Annotated in this window: 17 protein-coding genes; 6 read left to right on the top strand and 11 right to left on the bottom strand. The window is 60.2% G+C overall.

Translation table 11 applies throughout. From position 1 onward, the window contains the following. Positions 1–236 precede the first annotated feature (236 nt). From ACA064_RS20765 to ACA064_RS20755, 3 genes are all read left to right on the top strand, one after another. A complete protein-coding gene (locus ACA064_RS20765) occupies positions 237–641 on the top strand; it encodes a TraR/DksA family transcriptional regulator (protein ID WP_497669796.1) in 405 nt (134 codons plus the stop codon). A 277-nt stretch (positions 642–918) separates the two neighbouring features. After that, a complete protein-coding gene (locus ACA064_RS20760; RefSeq protein WP_497669795.1) occupies positions 919–2,532 on the top strand; it encodes a methyl-accepting chemotaxis protein in 1,614 nt (537 codons plus the stop codon). 120 nt (positions 2,533–2,652) lie between these two features. Then, positions 2,653–2,856 (top strand): hypothetical protein, encoded by a 204-nt coding sequence (locus tag ACA064_RS20755; RefSeq protein WP_497669794.1) that lies wholly within the window; start codon positions 2,653–2,655, stop codon positions 2,854–2,856. 8 nt (positions 2,857–2,864) lie between these two features. On the opposite strand, the gene ACA064_RS20750 is transcribed toward ACA064_RS20755, so the two are convergent. The 3 genes from ACA064_RS20750 to ACA064_RS20740 all read right to left on the bottom strand — a co-directional run bounded on the left by ACA064_RS20750 (position 2,865) and on the right by ACA064_RS20740 (position 3,954). Next, complete coding sequence (locus ACA064_RS20750) at positions 2,865–3,104, bottom strand: DUF2789 domain-containing protein (protein WP_150644313.1); 240 nt, start codon at positions 3,102–3,104, stop codon at positions 2,865–2,867. 214 nt (positions 3,105–3,318) lie between these two features. Further along, entirely contained in the window at positions 3,319–3,549 is a 231-nt protein-coding gene (locus ACA064_RS20745; protein ID WP_150644334.1) for a hypothetical protein, read from the bottom strand. Positions 3,550–3,705: 156 nt separating this feature from the next. Continuing rightward, entirely contained in the window at positions 3,706–3,954 is a 249-nt protein-coding gene (locus ACA064_RS20740; RefSeq protein ID WP_497669793.1) for a hypothetical protein, read from the bottom strand. Between the two features lie 434 nt (positions 3,955–4,388). Here ACA064_RS20740 and ACA064_RS20735 point away from each other — a divergent pair, with 434 nt between their 5' ends. The 3 genes from ACA064_RS20735 to ACA064_RS20725 all read left to right on the top strand — a co-directional run bounded on the left by ACA064_RS20735 (position 4,389) and on the right by ACA064_RS20725 (position 6,175). Further along, a complete protein-coding gene (locus tag ACA064_RS20735; protein WP_497669792.1) occupies positions 4,389–4,835 on the top strand; it encodes a hypothetical protein in 447 nt (148 codons plus the stop codon). Then, positions 4,835–5,038 carry a hypothetical protein gene (locus tag ACA064_RS20730; RefSeq protein WP_497669791.1) on the top strand — a complete coding sequence of 68 codons (204 nt, stop codon included), beginning with the start codon at positions 4,835–4,837 and terminating at the stop codon, positions 5,036–5,038. Before ACA064_RS20735 ends, ACA064_RS20730 begins: the two co-directional genes overlap by 1 nt. Before the next feature lie 120 nt (positions 5,039–5,158). After that, the gene (locus tag ACA064_RS20725; RefSeq protein ID WP_497669790.1) at positions 5,159–6,175 is read left to right on the top strand and encodes an ABC transporter substrate-binding protein; all 1,017 of its coding nucleotides are present in this window, start codon (positions 5,159–5,161) and stop codon (positions 6,173–6,175) included. Between the two features lie 94 nt (positions 6,176–6,269). Here ACA064_RS20725 and ACA064_RS20720 read toward each other — a convergent pair whose 3' ends face one another. From ACA064_RS20720 to ACA064_RS20685, 8 genes are all read right to left on the bottom strand, one after another. After that, positions 6,270–8,405 carry a TonB-dependent receptor gene (locus ACA064_RS20720; RefSeq protein ID WP_497669789.1) on the bottom strand — a complete coding sequence of 712 codons (2,136 nt, stop codon included), beginning with the start codon at positions 8,403–8,405 and terminating at the stop codon, positions 6,270–6,272. A 95-nt stretch (positions 8,406–8,500) separates the two neighbouring features. Then, a complete protein-coding gene (locus ACA064_RS20715) occupies positions 8,501–8,887 on the bottom strand; it encodes a DUF2946 domain-containing protein (protein ID WP_497669788.1) in 387 nt (128 codons plus the stop codon). Positions 8,888–9,002: 115 nt separating this feature from the next. Beyond that, positions 9,003–9,371, bottom strand: a complete 369-nt coding sequence (locus tag ACA064_RS20710; RefSeq protein ID WP_497669787.1) for a Na+/H+ antiporter subunit G — start codon at positions 9,369–9,371, stop codon at positions 9,003–9,005. Continuing rightward, on the bottom strand, positions 9,368–9,646 hold the full coding sequence (locus ACA064_RS20705) for a K+/H+ antiporter subunit F (RefSeq protein ID WP_497669786.1): 279 nt from the start codon (positions 9,644–9,646) through the stop codon (positions 9,368–9,370). The genes ACA064_RS20710 and ACA064_RS20705 overlap by 4 nt, the downstream gene beginning before the upstream one ends. Further along, positions 9,643–10,131: a Na+/H+ antiporter subunit E gene (locus ACA064_RS20700; RefSeq protein WP_497669785.1), complete on the bottom strand. Its 489-nt coding sequence runs from the start codon at positions 10,129–10,131 to the stop codon at positions 9,643–9,645. Before ACA064_RS20700 ends, ACA064_RS20705 begins: the two co-directional genes overlap by 4 nt. After that, on the bottom strand, positions 10,128–11,813 hold the full coding sequence (locus tag ACA064_RS20695; RefSeq protein WP_497669784.1) for a monovalent cation/H+ antiporter subunit D: 1,686 nt from the start codon (positions 11,811–11,813) through the stop codon (positions 10,128–10,130). Before ACA064_RS20695 ends, ACA064_RS20700 begins: the two co-directional genes overlap by 4 nt. After that, positions 11,810–12,154, bottom strand: coding sequence for a Na+/H+ antiporter subunit C (locus tag ACA064_RS20690; protein WP_023968969.1), 345 nt, complete (start codon positions 12,152–12,154; stop codon positions 11,810–11,812). Before ACA064_RS20690 ends, ACA064_RS20695 begins: the two co-directional genes overlap by 4 nt. Continuing rightward, positions 12,154–15,072, bottom strand: a complete 2,919-nt coding sequence (locus ACA064_RS20685) for a monovalent cation/H+ antiporter subunit A (protein ID WP_497669783.1) — start codon at positions 15,070–15,072, stop codon at positions 12,154–12,156. The genes ACA064_RS20690 and ACA064_RS20685 overlap by 1 nt, the downstream gene beginning before the upstream one ends. Positions 15,073–15,148 lie beyond the last annotated feature (76 nt).

Genomic DNA, 15,148 nt, shown 5'->3' with positions numbered 1-15,148 from the left:
TAAACACACTCAAATGCACATTCGTAAAGCCTGCCATAGGGCACTTTCAAGCTTTGTTGGACAAATTCGCTGTCATTTCAGTTGCTGAGCCCTCAAGTCGGCCTTAGACTGCCGCCCCTCGTAAATTGAGTGCCGGGTGGCGCTTGGAATGTATGGCGCCTTTCCGACGATCTGAACCGGTCGACTGGAACGCTCCCTTATTCGCCTTAATGCACGTATTTTTTATAGAGAAATCAATGACAAAGGAAAAGTTGCTGGCCATGCCGGCGGATGACTACATGAACGCCGAGCAACTGGCTTTCTTCACAAAGCTGCTGCAGGCCATGAAGGTCGAAACCCACGCGCGTATCGAGCAGAGCCGCATTGCCATTGAAAGTCTGGACACCCCGGCTGATCCGGCCGATGCCGCTTCCGTCGAAGAAGAGCGCCACTGGCTGGTCAATGTCATCGATCGTGACCAGCGCATGCTGCCGCAACTGGAAATGGCCCTGGGCCGTATCGCTGAAGACACCTTCGGCTGGTGCGACGACAGCGGCGAGGCCATCGGCCTGAAACGCCTGCTGATCAGCCCGACCACCAAGTACTGCATCGAAGCTCAAGAGCGTCATGAGCAAATCGACAAGCACCAGCGTCAGGCCTGATAAACCTGCGCCTCTGTAGGAGCAGCCGGGCGGCGTTCCGTTTGCTCGCGATGGACGTTAACGATAACGCGTGTTTTCTGAATAAACGTGCCGCCCTGTAGGAGCGAGCAAGCTCGCTCCTACAGGGGCAAGCTTGCCCCCTTGCCACAGGTCCAGCGTTTCATTCCACACTTCTATTGATCTGCTGCAACCCCACGACTAAGGGACCATAGATAATGGCCCGGTAGTGGCGTCTAATGCCGACAAAATAAATAGAAGCAGCAGTGGGGTGACGAACATGACGAGCGACGGATCTCTGGTTGGCGCGACGCCGCACTCTGCGGCGTCGCCCGGCCCGGCACGCTGGCTGGCGCCCACATTGCAAAGCATCGCCCTGATGCTGGTGCTCGGTGGCATGGCGTTTGGTGGCTGGTCGCTTTACCTTTGCCTGCCGCTGGCGGTATTGACCATCTGGCTGCCTCGCCTGCGCTCGCGCCCCGTTATCGATACAACAGTTGCGGACTCTTCCAGCGCCATCGCCGAGTTGACCCGCGACCTGTCCTATACCACCAGTCATAACGCCTTGTCCGCCGCCGGCGTGGCCTATTCGGTCAAGCAACTGGCCGCCAGGGTGCAGTCGCAACTGGATGCCGCGGCGCGGATCGTCAGCAGCGCCGAAGTGATGATCGGCACCGAACAAGCCACTTCGCAACTCAGTCGGCAAGCGCTCAGCGCGGCCAGTGAGGCCCATCAGAGCAGTATCGAAGGACGCACGGTGCTCGCCGAGTCCATAACCCGCATGCATCAGCTCAGCCAGCGCGCCAATGACAGTCGTCAGATGATCGAAGCCCTGAGTCTGCGCAGTGAAGAGATTCAGCGGGTGACCCTGGTGATTCAGTCGATCGCCAGCCAGACCAACCTGTTGGCGCTGAACGCGGCTATTGAAGCGGCGCGTGCCGGCGAACACGGCCGCGGTTTCGCCGTGGTTGCCGACGAAGTTCGCGGCCTGGCCGGGCGCACGGCCACGGCTACCGAGGAAGTCGGGGTGATGGTCGCCGATATTCAGCAGCGCACGGCGCAGGTGGTGGAACAGATCCGCCAGCTGTCCAGCGACCTGAACACCGGCGTCGAGCAGGTGGAGCACACCGGCCAATCGCTGCAGACTATTGCCCGGCTGGCGGCGGGAGTGGAGAGCCAGGTAAGTGACATCGCCAAGGGCGCAGATACCAATCGCGAACAGCTCGACAGCCTGTTCCATGCCGTCGAGCAGATGCGCAGCGACCTGGCGGTCAGCGATCAACAGACCCGCAGCCTGGCCGAGGCGGCGGTGCAGATGGAAGGCCAGGCCGAATCCATCAGCGAACGCCTCGCTGCAGTAGGGCTGGACGACTATCACCAGCGCATCTATGACCTGGCCCTGGAAGGTGTTGGCCAGATTGCCGCGCAGTTCGAAGCGGATATCGATCAGGGCCGTGTCAGCCTGGAAGATCTGTTCGATCGCAACTATCAGGCGATCCCCAAAACCAGCCCGGCAAAATTCCAGACCCGTTTCGATCGTTACGCCGACCAAGTGTTGCCGGCGATCCAGGAGCCATTGCTGGCGCGTCATGAAGGCCTGGTGTTTGCCATTGCCTGCACCCAACAGGGTTACGTGCCGACCCACAACAAGATATTCAGCCAGCCGCTGACCGGTAATGCGCAAGTCGATACGCTGCATAACCGCACCAAGCGAAAATTTGCCGACCGAACCGGGATCCGCTGTGGCAGCCACCAACAGCCGGTGTTGCTGCAGACCTACACCCGCGACACTGGCGAGTTGATGCACGACCTTTCGGTGCCGATCATGCTCAAGGGGCGGCATTGGGGTGGTTTGCGGTTGGGCTACAAGCCTGAGAGCGCTCCACGCCACTGAGGAGATGATTGTTACACCTGATGCAAATAACCTATGCAGGGCGATAGCTTTTTCCCTACCCGGTAAATCATTAACATGCCGACATTGTTAGGCAGCTAATGAAATGCTCGGGAAGTGCTCATGCAAAGCAAAGTCGATATTGCGGTAATGATTGGTAGCGGGGTGCCTGCCACGCTGCGGGCGCTGGGCCAAAGTGTCTGCTGGGTCGTGCTGCTCAATGGCGAGCGACGCGGTACCGCGTTCTGCAGTCGCGATGAAGCCGAGGAGTGCAGGGCTGCCTGGCTGGCTCAACTGAATGTCGAAAAGCCTGACAGCCTGCATTGAATGCTGCGTTAGTGCCTTTGATGCATGCGCAGGTTCAGATCGTCGACCACTCGTGCCCAATCGGCATCTTCGCGCAGCTGTTCTTTCAGAAAAGCCGCCTGCTGGGGTGACCAGAATTCAGCGTCTATCAGTTTTTTATCGTTGGCCAGCGGCGAGTGGCTGGCAATGAAATCGTCGATAGCCTTCTGGTTGGAATCCAGACCCAACTGATCGAACAGTCCTGTCAAATCATGTGTCGGCGAATCCATGGTCATCTCCTTCCCGATTGGCAACCCAAGGGTTCGAGGGTTGAGGTCTCATTGCCACACTGTATCTGAGGGAAGACTGACGCCAAGAGTTCGATTGGCAGCAGAGCCAGCCTCAGGCTGAAGTGTCGATCATGCCCTCAAGGCTAGCTCAGACCTGGAACAAGGCCATGGTCGCCATGGAATTCGCGCGGGTGACTGGCGCAAGGCAGATCGATCAAGCGTTCAATGCGCCTTCATCGACGGCAACTTTCAGCGACTTGGCCGCGTCTTTGGCTGCTTTTTCGGCAACGTCCGAAGTCTTGAACCAGCGGTCCTTTTCGACCTGATGGTAGGTCACAGTGGTCAAGGGCGGTTTGGCACGCATCACGATGACTGCCTGAAACTCGCCTTCGACTTCCCTGGACTCGCCATGGATGAAAAATTCACCTATATCAAATTCCGTCACGTAACGCCTTCCCATGGAGGTTATTGTACTTTTGAAGCACAGCCCGGCAGGCTGACTTTCAGTGATCGGGCCAGTATGGCAGTTGTTGCCTGCCGGTGGCTGAGTTAAGTCATCGGAGTGACGAAACGATTACACCGGCAAACGCTGGTCGGGGTGTCAGCTATTCCTCTCCAGGGTCTTCGCCAGAGCGCAGGCTTCGTTGTGGTTGCGGCGAAATCCTCTGACGCGTCCGGTGGCGGTTTCTTTGATGTGAAAAAAGTTCTTGCCTGCGAGTACTACCTGGAAACGCAGCAAAGGCAGGTATTCAGGGCCTGGCTCCAGTGGGTAGAATGGCGTGGCGCGCAGTGGTGCCAGGCAGTTTGCGAAAGTGCCCGAGTCCTGGGCGAAGGATGGAGGTGTATGCATAGGAAGTCCCTTTCTATGGTTTTACCGACGTCTGACCGACGCTATTTGTGGTCTCAATGAGCATGGCTGCTCTAGAATCACTACCAGCGCTGGAGGTATAGGTGTATCTAAAGCATTTTTTTTCTGGCGATATGTCAGAAAAGTGCTTTTTTAAAAGAGTTTTTTCCTTGAAGTTGATAGTCCAGTATTCTCTGGCCATTAGAAGGGCGATTTCCTTCAAGGTCTGACGATGGCATGGATAGGCAGCGCCAGTGTTGCTCCACTATTCTTGGCCTGTTGTATGTTGGAGCAGTGTTCATCTCTGTTCAGGGATCTGAGTGTCAGTCATTGTTGTGTCAGTGCCGACTCAGGCGTTTTTTGTGCTGTCTGTGTTTCATGCAGGCAGAGTCATTCTTAGATTCGGGGACGTTTCCTTGGCAGTAAGTAATCTCGATATGCATGCTTTGTTCGTGCTCGGTGATTTGCGCGCAAAGCTGGTCAAACAATTTCAATCACGTTTCGTCTACATCACCGAACAGACCGCTGAAGGTATCTACATCGCCGAGATCGATACCGAAACGGCATTGGTCGTCGATGATAAACCGCGCCTGGAACTCAAGGTGGGTGACCACTTCCGCGCTGCAGTATTGCCCAGCCGTGAAGGTGGCAAGTTCGAAATCAAGTTTCGCGAGATCAAGCTCACGGTTTATGGTCTGGGTGAATATGCGTTTGTCACCACGGCCGATGGCCACGCCATCCTGTTCAAGGAAGGGCAAACCGTGTTGACGGTGTTTGCCGCCAACGAACAACTGCAAGGCGGACTGGCCAAGATCTTGAAAGCAGTCACCGCTAAAGCGGCGAAGTGGCGCAAGGGCGAACTGACGTTCAAGGCCAGCGAGTAATGACGCTGAGCCGCGCCGATTTCCATGAGCAGAACCTCGAGAGTGCTCATGCGCTAGCCTTTCGGCTTTTCGAACAAAAGGCCGTTATGCAAGGCGCCTGGTTGGGTTGGGTGGCTTCGCAGATCTACAACGTGCACCCGGCCGAATACGCCAGCATGGTGCGACGTGAATTGAAGCGCTTGCAGGAAACCGGTGAAAAATAACCGACATGCCTCGAAAGCAGGAACCTCTACTACAGTCAGTTGACTGAACTACCAGAGGCTCGCGGTCTTCCTCAGGAAGATCATCCTGTTATTGCCGTGAAAAGCACGAGGTGCATAAGCATGAAAGGGTTTCGAGTGCTGCTGGCCAGCACGTTGGCCACTCTGTGTTTGTTGACTGCGTCCATCCCGGCAGCCGCGGCCCAGGCGCCGATTCATTTTGCCGACCTCAACTGGGAAAGCGGCAGCCTGATCACCGACATCCTGCGGATTATTGTCGAGAAGGGTTATGGACTGCCCACCGATACACTACCGGGCACCACCATCACCCTGGAAACCGCGCTGGCCAACAATGACATCCAGGTCATCGGTGAAGAGTGGGCGGGGCGCAGCCCGGTGTGGGTCAAGGCCGAGGCCGAGGGCAAGGTGGTGAGCCTGGGCGATACCGTCAAAGGTGCGACCGAAGGGTGGTGGGTTCCCGAGTATGTGATCAAGGGTGATCCGGCCAAAGGGATCAAGCCCATGGCGCCGGGCTTGCGCAGCGTGGCCGATCTACCGCGTTACAAGGATGTCTTCAGTGATCCGGAAACGCCTGGCAAGGGGCGCTTTCTCAACAGCCCGATCGGCTGGACCTCGGAAGTGGTCAACGCGCAGAAGCTCAAGGCCTATGGCCTGACCGACAGCTATGTGAATTTTCGCAGCGGCTCCGGTGCGGCGCTGGATGCGGAAATCAGTTCGTCGATCCGGCGGGGTAAACCGGTCCTGTTCTATTATTGGTCACCCACGCCATTACTCGGGCGTTTCAAGCTGATTCAACTGGAAGAGCCGCCCTTCGACGCCGAGGCCTGGAAAACCCTGACCGACGCCGATAACCCAAATCCAAAACCCACCCGTTCGCTGCCGTCGAAACTGTCGATTGGCGTGTCCACGCCGTTCCAGAAGCAATTCCCGCAACTGGCGGAGTTCTTCACCAAGGTCGATTTTCCGATCGATCCCTTGAACAAGGCATTGGCCGAGATGAGCGAAAAACACACCGCCCCACGCCAGGCGGCCGAAGCCTTTATGAAGGCCCATCCAGATGTGTGGCGGGCGTGGTTGCCCAAGGATGTGGCGGACAAGGTTTCTGCGGCTTTGAAATAAGGAAGGGTTAACAGAAATCCATGGTCGGGCGATCAACTGTGGTCTTGTGTCTCACCTTATGGGAGCAGGCTTGCCCGCGAAGCTTTTGACTCACTCAAAACCGGGTCTGCACCGCCAGCTCGAATGTCCGTGGCGTCCCCAGGTAGTACGCCGGCGAAACATGGGCGAATTCGGCGTACACCTCATTGGTGAGGTTGCGTACCCGGCCAGTCACGGTGGTGTGCCGGTCCACCTTGAAGCGGAGGAAGGTCCCGTACAAAGTGTACGACGGCAATGTCAGGGTATTGGCGTTGTCGGCATACACCGACGCGACATAACGCGCATCGACGCCGCCTTGCCAGGCTGGGGCAAAATCATAGGTCAGCCACAGATTGCCGACCCGTTGCGGAACGTTGGTCGGTGTATTGCCTTTACGTGAAACGGCCACCCCCGCGGCATTTTTCTCATTGAATTCGTCGTACTCGGCATCGACCCAGGCGAAGTTGCCTTCGGCCAGCAGCTTCGGGGTGATTCTGAAGGAGCCCGCAAGCTCGATGCCTTTGGAAGTCTGCTGACCGACCGGGATGCTTTGGGTCGGGTCCAGCGGATCGGTCACCGCGAAATCCTTGCGCTCGATCTTGTAAGCGGCCAGCGTCGCCGAGCCGCGACCGTCCAGGTAGTCGAACTTGCTGCCCACCTCCCATTGCCTGCCGGTAGAAATATCGAAATCCTGGGTGCCGCCCGGTTGCTCGGCGGCGGTGCTGTATTGCACATACACATTGGCGTTCGGAATGAACTGGTAGGTCAGGCCAGCCCGGCCCGTCAGCGGCTCCCAGCTACGGTCGAGGTGGCGCGGATTGCTGGCAGTCACTTCGCGATGGTTGGTGACCTCGAGGTCGATGTCGTCGTAGCGCAGGCCGGTCAACAGCGACAGTTTGTCGGTGAGGGCCAGGCGATTCTCGGCGAAAATCGCCCGGGTCGTGACTTCATTGGTCTTGTCGCTGACGAAGCCCGATTTGGTCCCTGGGATGTCATAGAAATGTCCGGGGTTGTAGTGGTCCGGGTCGACGGTGCTCGGGCCTTTGACATTCAGCGGCGAGTTGGTGGTGCGGTTGACCTTGTACTCGAAACCGCCGGACCAGGTGGTGTCGAGGCCGAACAGGCTATTGTCGTGACGCAACTCGAACTGGTTGCCGTTCTGCTCGCCCTGATGGCGCACCTGATAGGCGGTCGAACGGTTTACCAGGCTGTTATCGGCGTTGTACTGGTAGGTTTCCAGGTTGCGGTAATCGCGCTGGCTGTCCAGGTGGTAGAGGGTGTTGCGCAGGCTGGTGCTGTCGTTGATGCGGTAGTCGATGATCGAGCGGACCCAGATTGTCCGTTGTTCATAACGGCCGTCCTCGACGTTGTAGTTGTTGAAGCGGTTGTGTTTATCGATCTTCAACTCGCCGCGCTTGGGGTTCAGTACCGGCGTGCCCCAATAGGGGCTGTCTTCATGTTCGTCCTGATATTCCAGGGCCAGGGTGTGGGACAGGTCGGGGCTCAGGTCGCTGAGCAAGGAGAACGCGGCACTCCAGGAGTCGCGCTCCTGGCGGTCGATATAGCCGTTGCTGGCATTACGACTGACGTCCAGCCGCGCGTAGTGCTGTACGTCCGAGCTGACGTCGCTTAGGGCATGATTGAGGCCGAACGCGACCTCGCTGGTGTCGTAGGTGCCATAGCTGATTCGGCCCTCAGCCGCTTGCTCCTGGCGGGTCGCGAGTTTGGTGATGTAGTTCAGCGAACCGCCGACGGAACCGGCGCCATTGATCAGCGACGATGGGCCGCCCACCAGTTCCACCCGGTCATAGATCCAGGCATCCACCGGACGTGCGAGACCGCCGGAGACATTCACTCCATTGAACATCTGGGTGATCTGGCTGCTGGTGAAGCCGCGATAGGAGACGAAACCGCCAAACCCCGGCGGTGCGCTGGCATTCACCCCGGGCAGGGTGTTGGCGGCATCCTGGAAATTCTGCGCGCCGTGGCGCTCGATATCGTTGCGATTGGCCACGGCGATCGAGGCCGGGGTTTCGCGAACGCTCAAACCCAGACGCGAAGCCATGCCGCTGGATTGGTCCAGGCTCAGGCCGGGAGTGAACTGCGGTTCAGCGCCGCCAATGGTGGTCGGCGCCAGCTCAATGGCGGTTTGCGCCCAGGTAGTAGCGGACAGGCAGCCGAACAGGCCTGCGAGCAGGGGAAAGAGTTTCATCGGTGATCCTGAAGTCTTGTCATGGAAAACAGCCCACAGGCCAACGCCACGCGTTACGCGTTAGCGAGCCGGGGGATCAAGAAAAGGCGAAAGACTTAAGCGACAGGAGGGGCGCGAGGGTTGGCCGTCGGCCAGAGGGAGCGGGCAGGGATATCAGCGCTGGACAGCAGCGCCAGCGGCGGACTGTGTTGCTGCGGCAGGAGCGCCAGGGTCAGGCTGGAATTGAATGCCGGACCCATGCCGCCGGTGGAACACAGCGGACAGCCGAAGGCCTTGGTCAGGGTCGGCAGTTTTTCTTCGTTGGGGTTCGATTGGGCCGGCGCCTGGGTGAGCGGGTCAACCGTACAGAACTGGCCGCCGACGCCATTGAGCTGCATGCCGACCATTTGCCCATGACCGATACTGCAGGCGAACACATTGAACAGGACGCAGCAGTAAAGCATCCAGGCAATCAGTGAACGGTCGGTACGCGCGAGTTTCATGGGGTGGCACTTTAACACTACTGAAGATGCAGGAACTGACTAAGAGTGCTGACCTGTGGGAGCGAGCCTGCTCGCGATAGCGGACTGTCAGATGACACACATCCTTCAGACCCCCTCAGCTCCCACCCTCAGACCGCCGACTACTCACCTCCGCCGGCACATCATCCCCCGACATGCGCTTACGGAACAACGCCGCCCGCGCCAGCAGCAAGGTGGTCACCGGCATGGTGATCGACAGCAGGATCGGGATCAGCCAGGCGTGCAGCACCGGGCTCGACTTGAGGCCCGAGAAATAGATGATCGAGGCCAGTGCCACGCACCAGGCGCCCAATGTCGAGGCCAGGGCTGGTGGGTGCATGCGCTGGAAGTAGTCCTTCATCCGCACCAGACCGAAAGCGCCAATCAGCGCAAACACGCTGCCGAGCACCAGCAGGAAGGCCACAGGGACCTCGATCCACAGGGACAGTTGGCTGATCTCGTTCATTCGATCACCTCGCCGCGCAGAAGGAATTTCGCCAGGGCGAACGAGCCGACAAAACCCAGCAAGGCGATCAGCAACGCGGCTTCGAAGTAGGTATCACTGGAATAACGGATACCCAGCACCAGCATCATCAGCATGGCAAGAATGTACAGGTAGTCCAGGGCCAGCACCCGGTCCTGGGCCGACGGGCCTTTGAACAGGCGGACCAGGGTCAGGACCATGGCCACGGAAAAGATGAACAGACTCAGCAGAATCGCATTCGACAGCAGGGCGCTCATTCGAAGATCTCCATCAACGGGCGCTCATAAGTCGCCTTGAAGTGCTGGATGAATTGCGCGTCGTCATCCAGATCGAATACATGCAGCAGCAACACGCTGCGGTCCAGCGCCAGCTCCGACCAGACTGTGCCGGGAATCACCGTGGTGATCATCGACAGCGCGGCCAGGCCATTGGCATCGCGCAGGTCCAGCGGCACCTTGACGAACCGCGAGCGCGGTGCCCGGCGTCCGGCGTTCAGCACGCCCCAGGCGACGACCAGGTTGGACACCAGCACGTCGCGACCGACCAGCAAAAACAACCGCACAATCACCCAGGGCCGGCGAATGCGGATCGGCAGCGGGCGTAGCGGTTTCAGCATCAGCGGTGCGGCAAACCCGAGCAGGGCGCCAAGTAGCAGGTTGCCGGGGCTCATCGACAGGTTCAGCGCCAGCCACAACAACCAGAGCGCCAGCGACAGCCAGGGTGAAGGGAACAGACGCTTCATGGTTGCACCTCCAATAGCGCTGCCTTGGCTTCCGGGCTCGGCACGGCGCGCGTACCGAGCACCGCCATGACGTAGTGCTGCGGGTTATTCAGGGTATCGGCGGCGGCCTGGGTGTAACGCAGCAGCGGTTCGGCCTTGAAGGTCAGCAGGATGCTCAGGCCCAGCAGCGCGAAGATCGGCGCACACTCCAGGCGCCGCAGCAGCGGCGACGGGCGCTCCTCGGAGGTCCAGAAGCGCTGGATGCCCAAGCGCGAGAAGGCGATCAGCGAAGCCAGTCCGGAGAGGATCAGCAATGCCAGCAAGCCCCAGGCGGCAGTCGAGAGGGGCTGGTCTGCAGCGTTGCCCAGGCCCGCGGGGTTGATCAGGGCGCTGAGTAAACTCAGTTTGCCAATAAACCCCGACAGTGGCGGCATGCCGATGATCAACAGGGCGCAGGCAATGAAACTCAAGCCGAGAAAGGCCATGGTCCAGGGAATCAGCTGGCCGACCACGGTTTTCTGTTCGTCATCCAGGTTGGTGCCTTTGGGTGGCTGCAAGGATTCCCGGGGGCGCGGCAGGATCTCGCCCTCATAGTCCAGCGGCACTTCAATGGCCGTACGCGAACGCTCGATCAGTTCCGCCAGCAGGAACAGTGCGCTCAAGGCCAGGGTCGAGCTGACCAGATAGAACAACGCACCGGCGGTGAGGCTCGGCTGGGCGAAGCCGACGGCCGACAGCAGGATGCCTGCCGAGACCAGAATGCTCAGGCTGGCCATGCGCTCCAGCCGTTGCGCGGAGAGAATCGCCAACGCCGCGCAGACGATCGTCGCCATGCCGCCGTAGATCAGCCAGTCACCACCGAAGTATGCCGAAGCACCGGCTTGCCCGGAAAACAGCAGGGTCCACAAGCGCAGCAAGGTGTACACGCCGACCTTGGTCATGATCGCGAACATCGCCGCCACGGGCGCGCTGGCCGCGGAGTAGGCCGGCACCAGCCAGAAATTCAGCGGCCACATGCCGGCCTTGGCCAGGAATGCCACGGCGAGGATCGCCGCACCGGCGTGCAGCAGGCCGCGATCGGCTTCCGGTACCAGCGGGATCTTCAGCGCCAGGTCGGCCATGTTCAGGGTGCCGGTGACTCCATAGATCAGCGCCGCGCCAATCAGGAACAGCGACGAGGCCAGCAGGTTGATCGAAATGTAATGCAGCCCCGACGACACCCGCGCCCGCCCGGAACCATGGAGAATCAAGCCGTAGGAGGCCGCCAGCAGCACTTCGAAGAATACGAACAGGTTGAACAGGTCGGCCGTCAGGAAAGCGCCGTAAAGGCCCATCAGCTGGATCTGGAACAGCGCGTGGAAACTCGAGCCGGCACCGTCCCAGCGGGCCATGGCGAACAGCAGGGCACAGACGCCGATGATTCCGGTCAGTACCAGCATCAAGGCCGACAGGCGATCGACCACCAGCACGATGCCAAAGGGCACTTGCCAGTTGCCGGGCAGGTAGACGCCGATCGAGCCGGGCACATCTGTTTGCTGGGTCCACTGCAACAGCAGGAGCGAGATCCCCAGGCCGAGCAGGCTAGAGAACAGGTTGATCCGCGCCTTGAGCGGTCGACGTTTTTCCCCGAGCATCATCATCAGAGCCGCCGTCAGCAACGGCAGCAGAATCGGCGCAGCGATCAGATGGGGCATCCAGCTCATTCCTTAGGCTCCCGGCCATCCACATGGTCGGTACCGGTCAGGCCGCGGGATGCCAGCAGCACCACCAGGAACAGGGCGGTCATGGCGAAACTGATGACGATAGCGGTCAGTACCAGGGCCTGGGGCAGCGGGTCGGTGTAGTGCAGCAGATCCTGGGGGACGCCGTCCTTGATGATCGGCTCCTTGCCGATAAACAGGCTGCCCATGCTGAAAATGAACAGGTTGACCCCGTAGGACAGCAGGCACAGCCCCATCACCACCTGGAAGGTCCGTGGCCGTAGTAGCAGCCAGACTCCCGAGGCGGCCAGGACTCCAATGGCAATTGCGATGACTTCTTCCATCAGACGACTGCTCCTTGCTGGACAACGGGTTTGGGCTGGCTGCTCGGTTTATGGCCACGCACCGATTGGTGCGCCAGCGCCGTGAGGATCAGCAGCGTCGAACCCACCACCACGGCGTACACACCGACATCGAAGAACAGTGCACTGGCGATGTGGATGTCACCGATTATCGGCAGCTCGAAATGCCAGGTGTGGGTGGTCAGGAACGGATAACCGACGGCCATCGCCCCCAGCCCGGTGACAGTGGCGAACAGCAGCCCGGTGCCCATCCAGCGTACCGGCCGCAGGCTCATTTGCGCTTCGACCCACTGGGTGCCGGCGACCATGTATTGCAGGATGAACGCCACCGACATAACCAGCCCGGCGACAAAACCGCCGCCCGGCTGGTTATGCCCGCGCATGAACAGGTAGAACGACACCACCATGGCAATCGGCAGCAACAGCCGCACCAGCACCGCCGGAACCATCATAAAGCCCAGGGCGGTGTCGCTGGCCTGGCGCGGGTTGACCAGATCGGTCACCACGTCGGGCGCCAGCAACCGCTGTTGAGCCGGCAACTGCATGCTTTCCTTGGGCGGGCGGAAGCGTCGCAGCAGGGCGAATACGGTCAAGGCCACCACCGCCAGCACAGTGACTTCGCCGAGGGTATCGAAGCCACGGAAGTCCACCAGCATCACATTCACCACGTTGCTGCCACCGCCTTCGGGCAAGGCGCGGCTGAGGTAGAACGAGGAGATATAGTTGGGGGTCTGCCGGGTCAGCATGGCGTAGGACAACAGCGCCATGCCGCCACCGACCAGGGCTGATAAAAGCAAGTCGCGCAGGCGGCGCACCCGCGCTTTGCGCAGGGTGCCGGGCAACGGCGAGACGTCTTCGATCCGCCGTGGCAACCAGCGCAAACCCAGCAGGATCAGCACCGTGGTCACCACCTCGACCACCAGTTGGGTCAGGGCCAGGTCTGGCGCGGAGAACCAGACGAAGGTCACGCAGGTCATCAAGCCGCAGACGCTGACCATGGTCAGGGCCGCGAGCCGGTGATACTTGGCTTGCCAGGCGGCGCCGAGGGCGCAGGCAATCGCCAGCAGCCAGAGGGTGACAAAAACGATCGAGCCCGGAATCTTCGGCCGGTCGCCCCAGCTCAGGCTGCTGTGGAGCATCGGGATCAGCCCGGCGAGCACGGCCGCCACTATCAGCAGGAACAATTGGCTTTGCAGGCGCTTGGTGCTGAGCCGCCGTTCGATGCGCCGGGCCAGGCGCATCATCACCACCAGGCTGCGTTCGAACATCCGCTTGCCATTGAAGTGGCCGATGATCGGCGGGTACTTGAACCGCCCGCGCTTGAGCTGCTTGCGCAACAACAGATAGAGCAGGATGCCGCCGGACATGGCGATCAGGCTCATGATCATCGGTGCGTTCCAGCCGTGCCAGATCGCCAGGCTGTACTCGGGCAGAGTGCCGACCACCGGCAAGGCCGCGGCCGCCAGCAGCGGGCCGACCACCTGGGAAGGGAAAATCCCCACCACCAGGCAGGTGAACACCAGCAACTCGACCGGCGCGCGCATCCAGCGTGGCGGTTCGTGCGGGGTGTGCGGCAGGTCAGTGGCGGTCGGACCGAAGAACACGTCGACGGTGAAGCGCAGGGAATAGGCGACGCTAAACGTGCCGGCAATAGTCGCGATCACCGGCAGGCTCATTTCGACCCAGGCAGTGGCGGAAATGAACACGGTTTCGGCGAAGAACATCTCTTTGGACAGGAAGCCGTTGAGCAGCGGCACGCCAGCCATCGAGGCACTGGCGACCATCGCCAGGGTGGCGGTGAACGGAATCAGCCGGATCAAACCGCTGAGTTTGCGGATATCGCGGGTCCCGCTTTCATGGTCGATGATGCCGGCGGCCATGAACAGCGAGGCCTTGAAGGTGGCGTGGTTGAGAATGTGGAACACCGCCGCCACTGCCGCCAGCGGACTGTTCAGCCCCAGCAACAGGGTGATCAGGCCCAGATGGCTGATGGTCGAGTAGGCCAGCAGGCCTTTGAGGTCGTTCTGGAACATCGCGCAATAGGCGCCCAGCAACAGAGTGCAGGCACCAGCGCCACCGACGATGTAGAACCATTCTTCGCTGCCGGCGAGGGACGGCCAGAGCCGTGCCAGCAGAAATACCCCGGCCTTGACCATGGTTGCCGAGTGCAGGTAGGCCGAGACCGGTGTCGGTGCGGCCATGGCGTGGGGCAGCCAGAAGTGGAAGGGGAATTGCGCGCTTTTGCTCAAGGCGCCGATCAGGATCAGCGGCAGCAGGATCGGGTACAGGGCATGGGCCCGGATCAGTTCACCGGCGGCGAGCACCTTGTCCAGGTCATAGCTGCCGACGACATGGCCGAGCAGCATGACTCCCGCCAGCAGGCACAAACCACCCGCGCCGGTCACCATCAGCGCCATATAGGCACCGCGGCGAGCGTCGGCGCGGTGGTGCCAATAGCCGATCAACAGGAACGAGAACAGACTGGTCAGTTCCCAGAAAAATACGATTTGAATCAGGTTGCCGGAGATCACCAACCCGAGCATGGCGCCCATGAAGGCCAGGAAAAACGCAAAGAAGCGCGGCACCGGATCTTCCGGTGACATGTAATAACGCGCGTACAGCGACACCAGTGTGCCGATGCCCAGCACCAACAGCGAAAACAGCCAGGCGAAACCGTCCATGCGCAGGACGAAATTCAAGCCCAGGCTGGGCAGCCAGAAAAACTCTTCGCGAATCACCCCGCCATCGGCGATTTGCGGGTAGAGCAGGGCGACTTGCAGGGTGCCGATCAGCGCAACCAGCCCGGCGAGCAGGGATTCGGTGTTACGCGCGTTGTGCGGCAGCACGGCCGCCAGACAACTGCCAATAAAAGGCAAAAGCAGTAGAACTATCAGGGACATAGGCTTCTAAAATGCGCAGGTTTGGTGACGAATCATACGTGCCGGGCCCCCGATCACCAACTGCCAAGCTGTGGCA

The sequence above is a fragment of the Pseudomonas sp. LBUM1658 genome (assembly GCF_059716055.1).
The sequence above is the reverse complement of the archived record's forward strand: the minus strand, read 5'-3'. Positions and strand labels throughout refer to the sequence as shown.

Bases quoted from the DNA above. Each gene is read 5' to 3' on its own strand.
- ACA064_RS20720 (WP_497669789.1), bottom strand. From the start codon at position 8,405: ATGAAACTCTTTCCCCTGCTCGCAGGCCTGTTCGGCTGCCTGTCCGCT.
- ACA064_RS20725 (WP_497669790.1), top strand. From the start codon at position 5,159: ATGAAAGGGTTTCGAGTGCTGCTGGCCAGCACGTTGGCCACTCTGTGT.
- ACA064_RS20690 (WP_023968969.1), bottom strand. From the start codon at position 12,154: ATGGAAGAAGTCATCGCAATTGCCATTGGAGTCCTGGCCGCCTCGGGA.
- ACA064_RS20730 (WP_497669791.1), top strand. From the start codon at position 4,835: ATGACGCTGAGCCGCGCCGATTTCCATGAGCAGAACCTCGAGAGTGCT.
- ACA064_RS20755 (WP_497669794.1), top strand. From the start codon at position 2,653: ATGCAAAGCAAAGTCGATATTGCGGTAATGATTGGTAGCGGGGTGCCT.
- ACA064_RS20685 (WP_497669783.1), bottom strand. From the start codon at position 15,072: ATGTCCCTGATAGTTCTACTGCTTTTGCCTTTTATTGGCAGTTGTCTG.
- ACA064_RS20765 (WP_497669796.1), top strand. From the start codon at position 237: ATGACAAAGGAAAAGTTGCTGGCCATGCCGGCGGATGACTACATGAAC.
- ACA064_RS20760 (WP_497669795.1), top strand. From the start codon at position 919: ATGACGAGCGACGGATCTCTGGTTGGCGCGACGCCGCACTCTGCGGCG.
- ACA064_RS20750 (WP_150644313.1), bottom strand. From the start codon at position 3,104: ATGGATTCGCCGACACATGATTTGACAGGACTGTTCGATCAGTTGGGT.
- ACA064_RS20740 (WP_497669793.1), bottom strand. From the start codon at position 3,954: ATGCATACACCTCCATCCTTCGCCCAGGACTCGGGCACTTTCGCAAAC.
- ACA064_RS20705 (WP_497669786.1), bottom strand. From the start codon at position 9,646: ATGAGCGCCCTGCTGTCGAATGCGATTCTGCTGAGTCTGTTCATCTTT.
- ACA064_RS20695 (WP_497669784.1), bottom strand. From the start codon at position 11,813: ATGAGCTGGATGCCCCATCTGATCGCTGCGCCGATTCTGCTGCCGTTG.
- ACA064_RS20715 (WP_497669788.1), bottom strand. From the start codon at position 8,887: ATGAAACTCGCGCGTACCGACCGTTCACTGATTGCCTGGATGCTTTAC.
- ACA064_RS20710 (WP_497669787.1), bottom strand. From the start codon at position 9,371: ATGAACGAGATCAGCCAACTGTCCCTGTGGATCGAGGTCCCTGTGGCC.
- ACA064_RS20700 (WP_497669785.1), bottom strand. From the start codon at position 10,131: ATGAAGCGTCTGTTCCCTTCACCCTGGCTGTCGCTGGCGCTCTGGTTG.
- ACA064_RS20735 (WP_497669792.1), top strand. From the start codon at position 4,389: ATGCATGCTTTGTTCGTGCTCGGTGATTTGCGCGCAAAGCTGGTCAAA.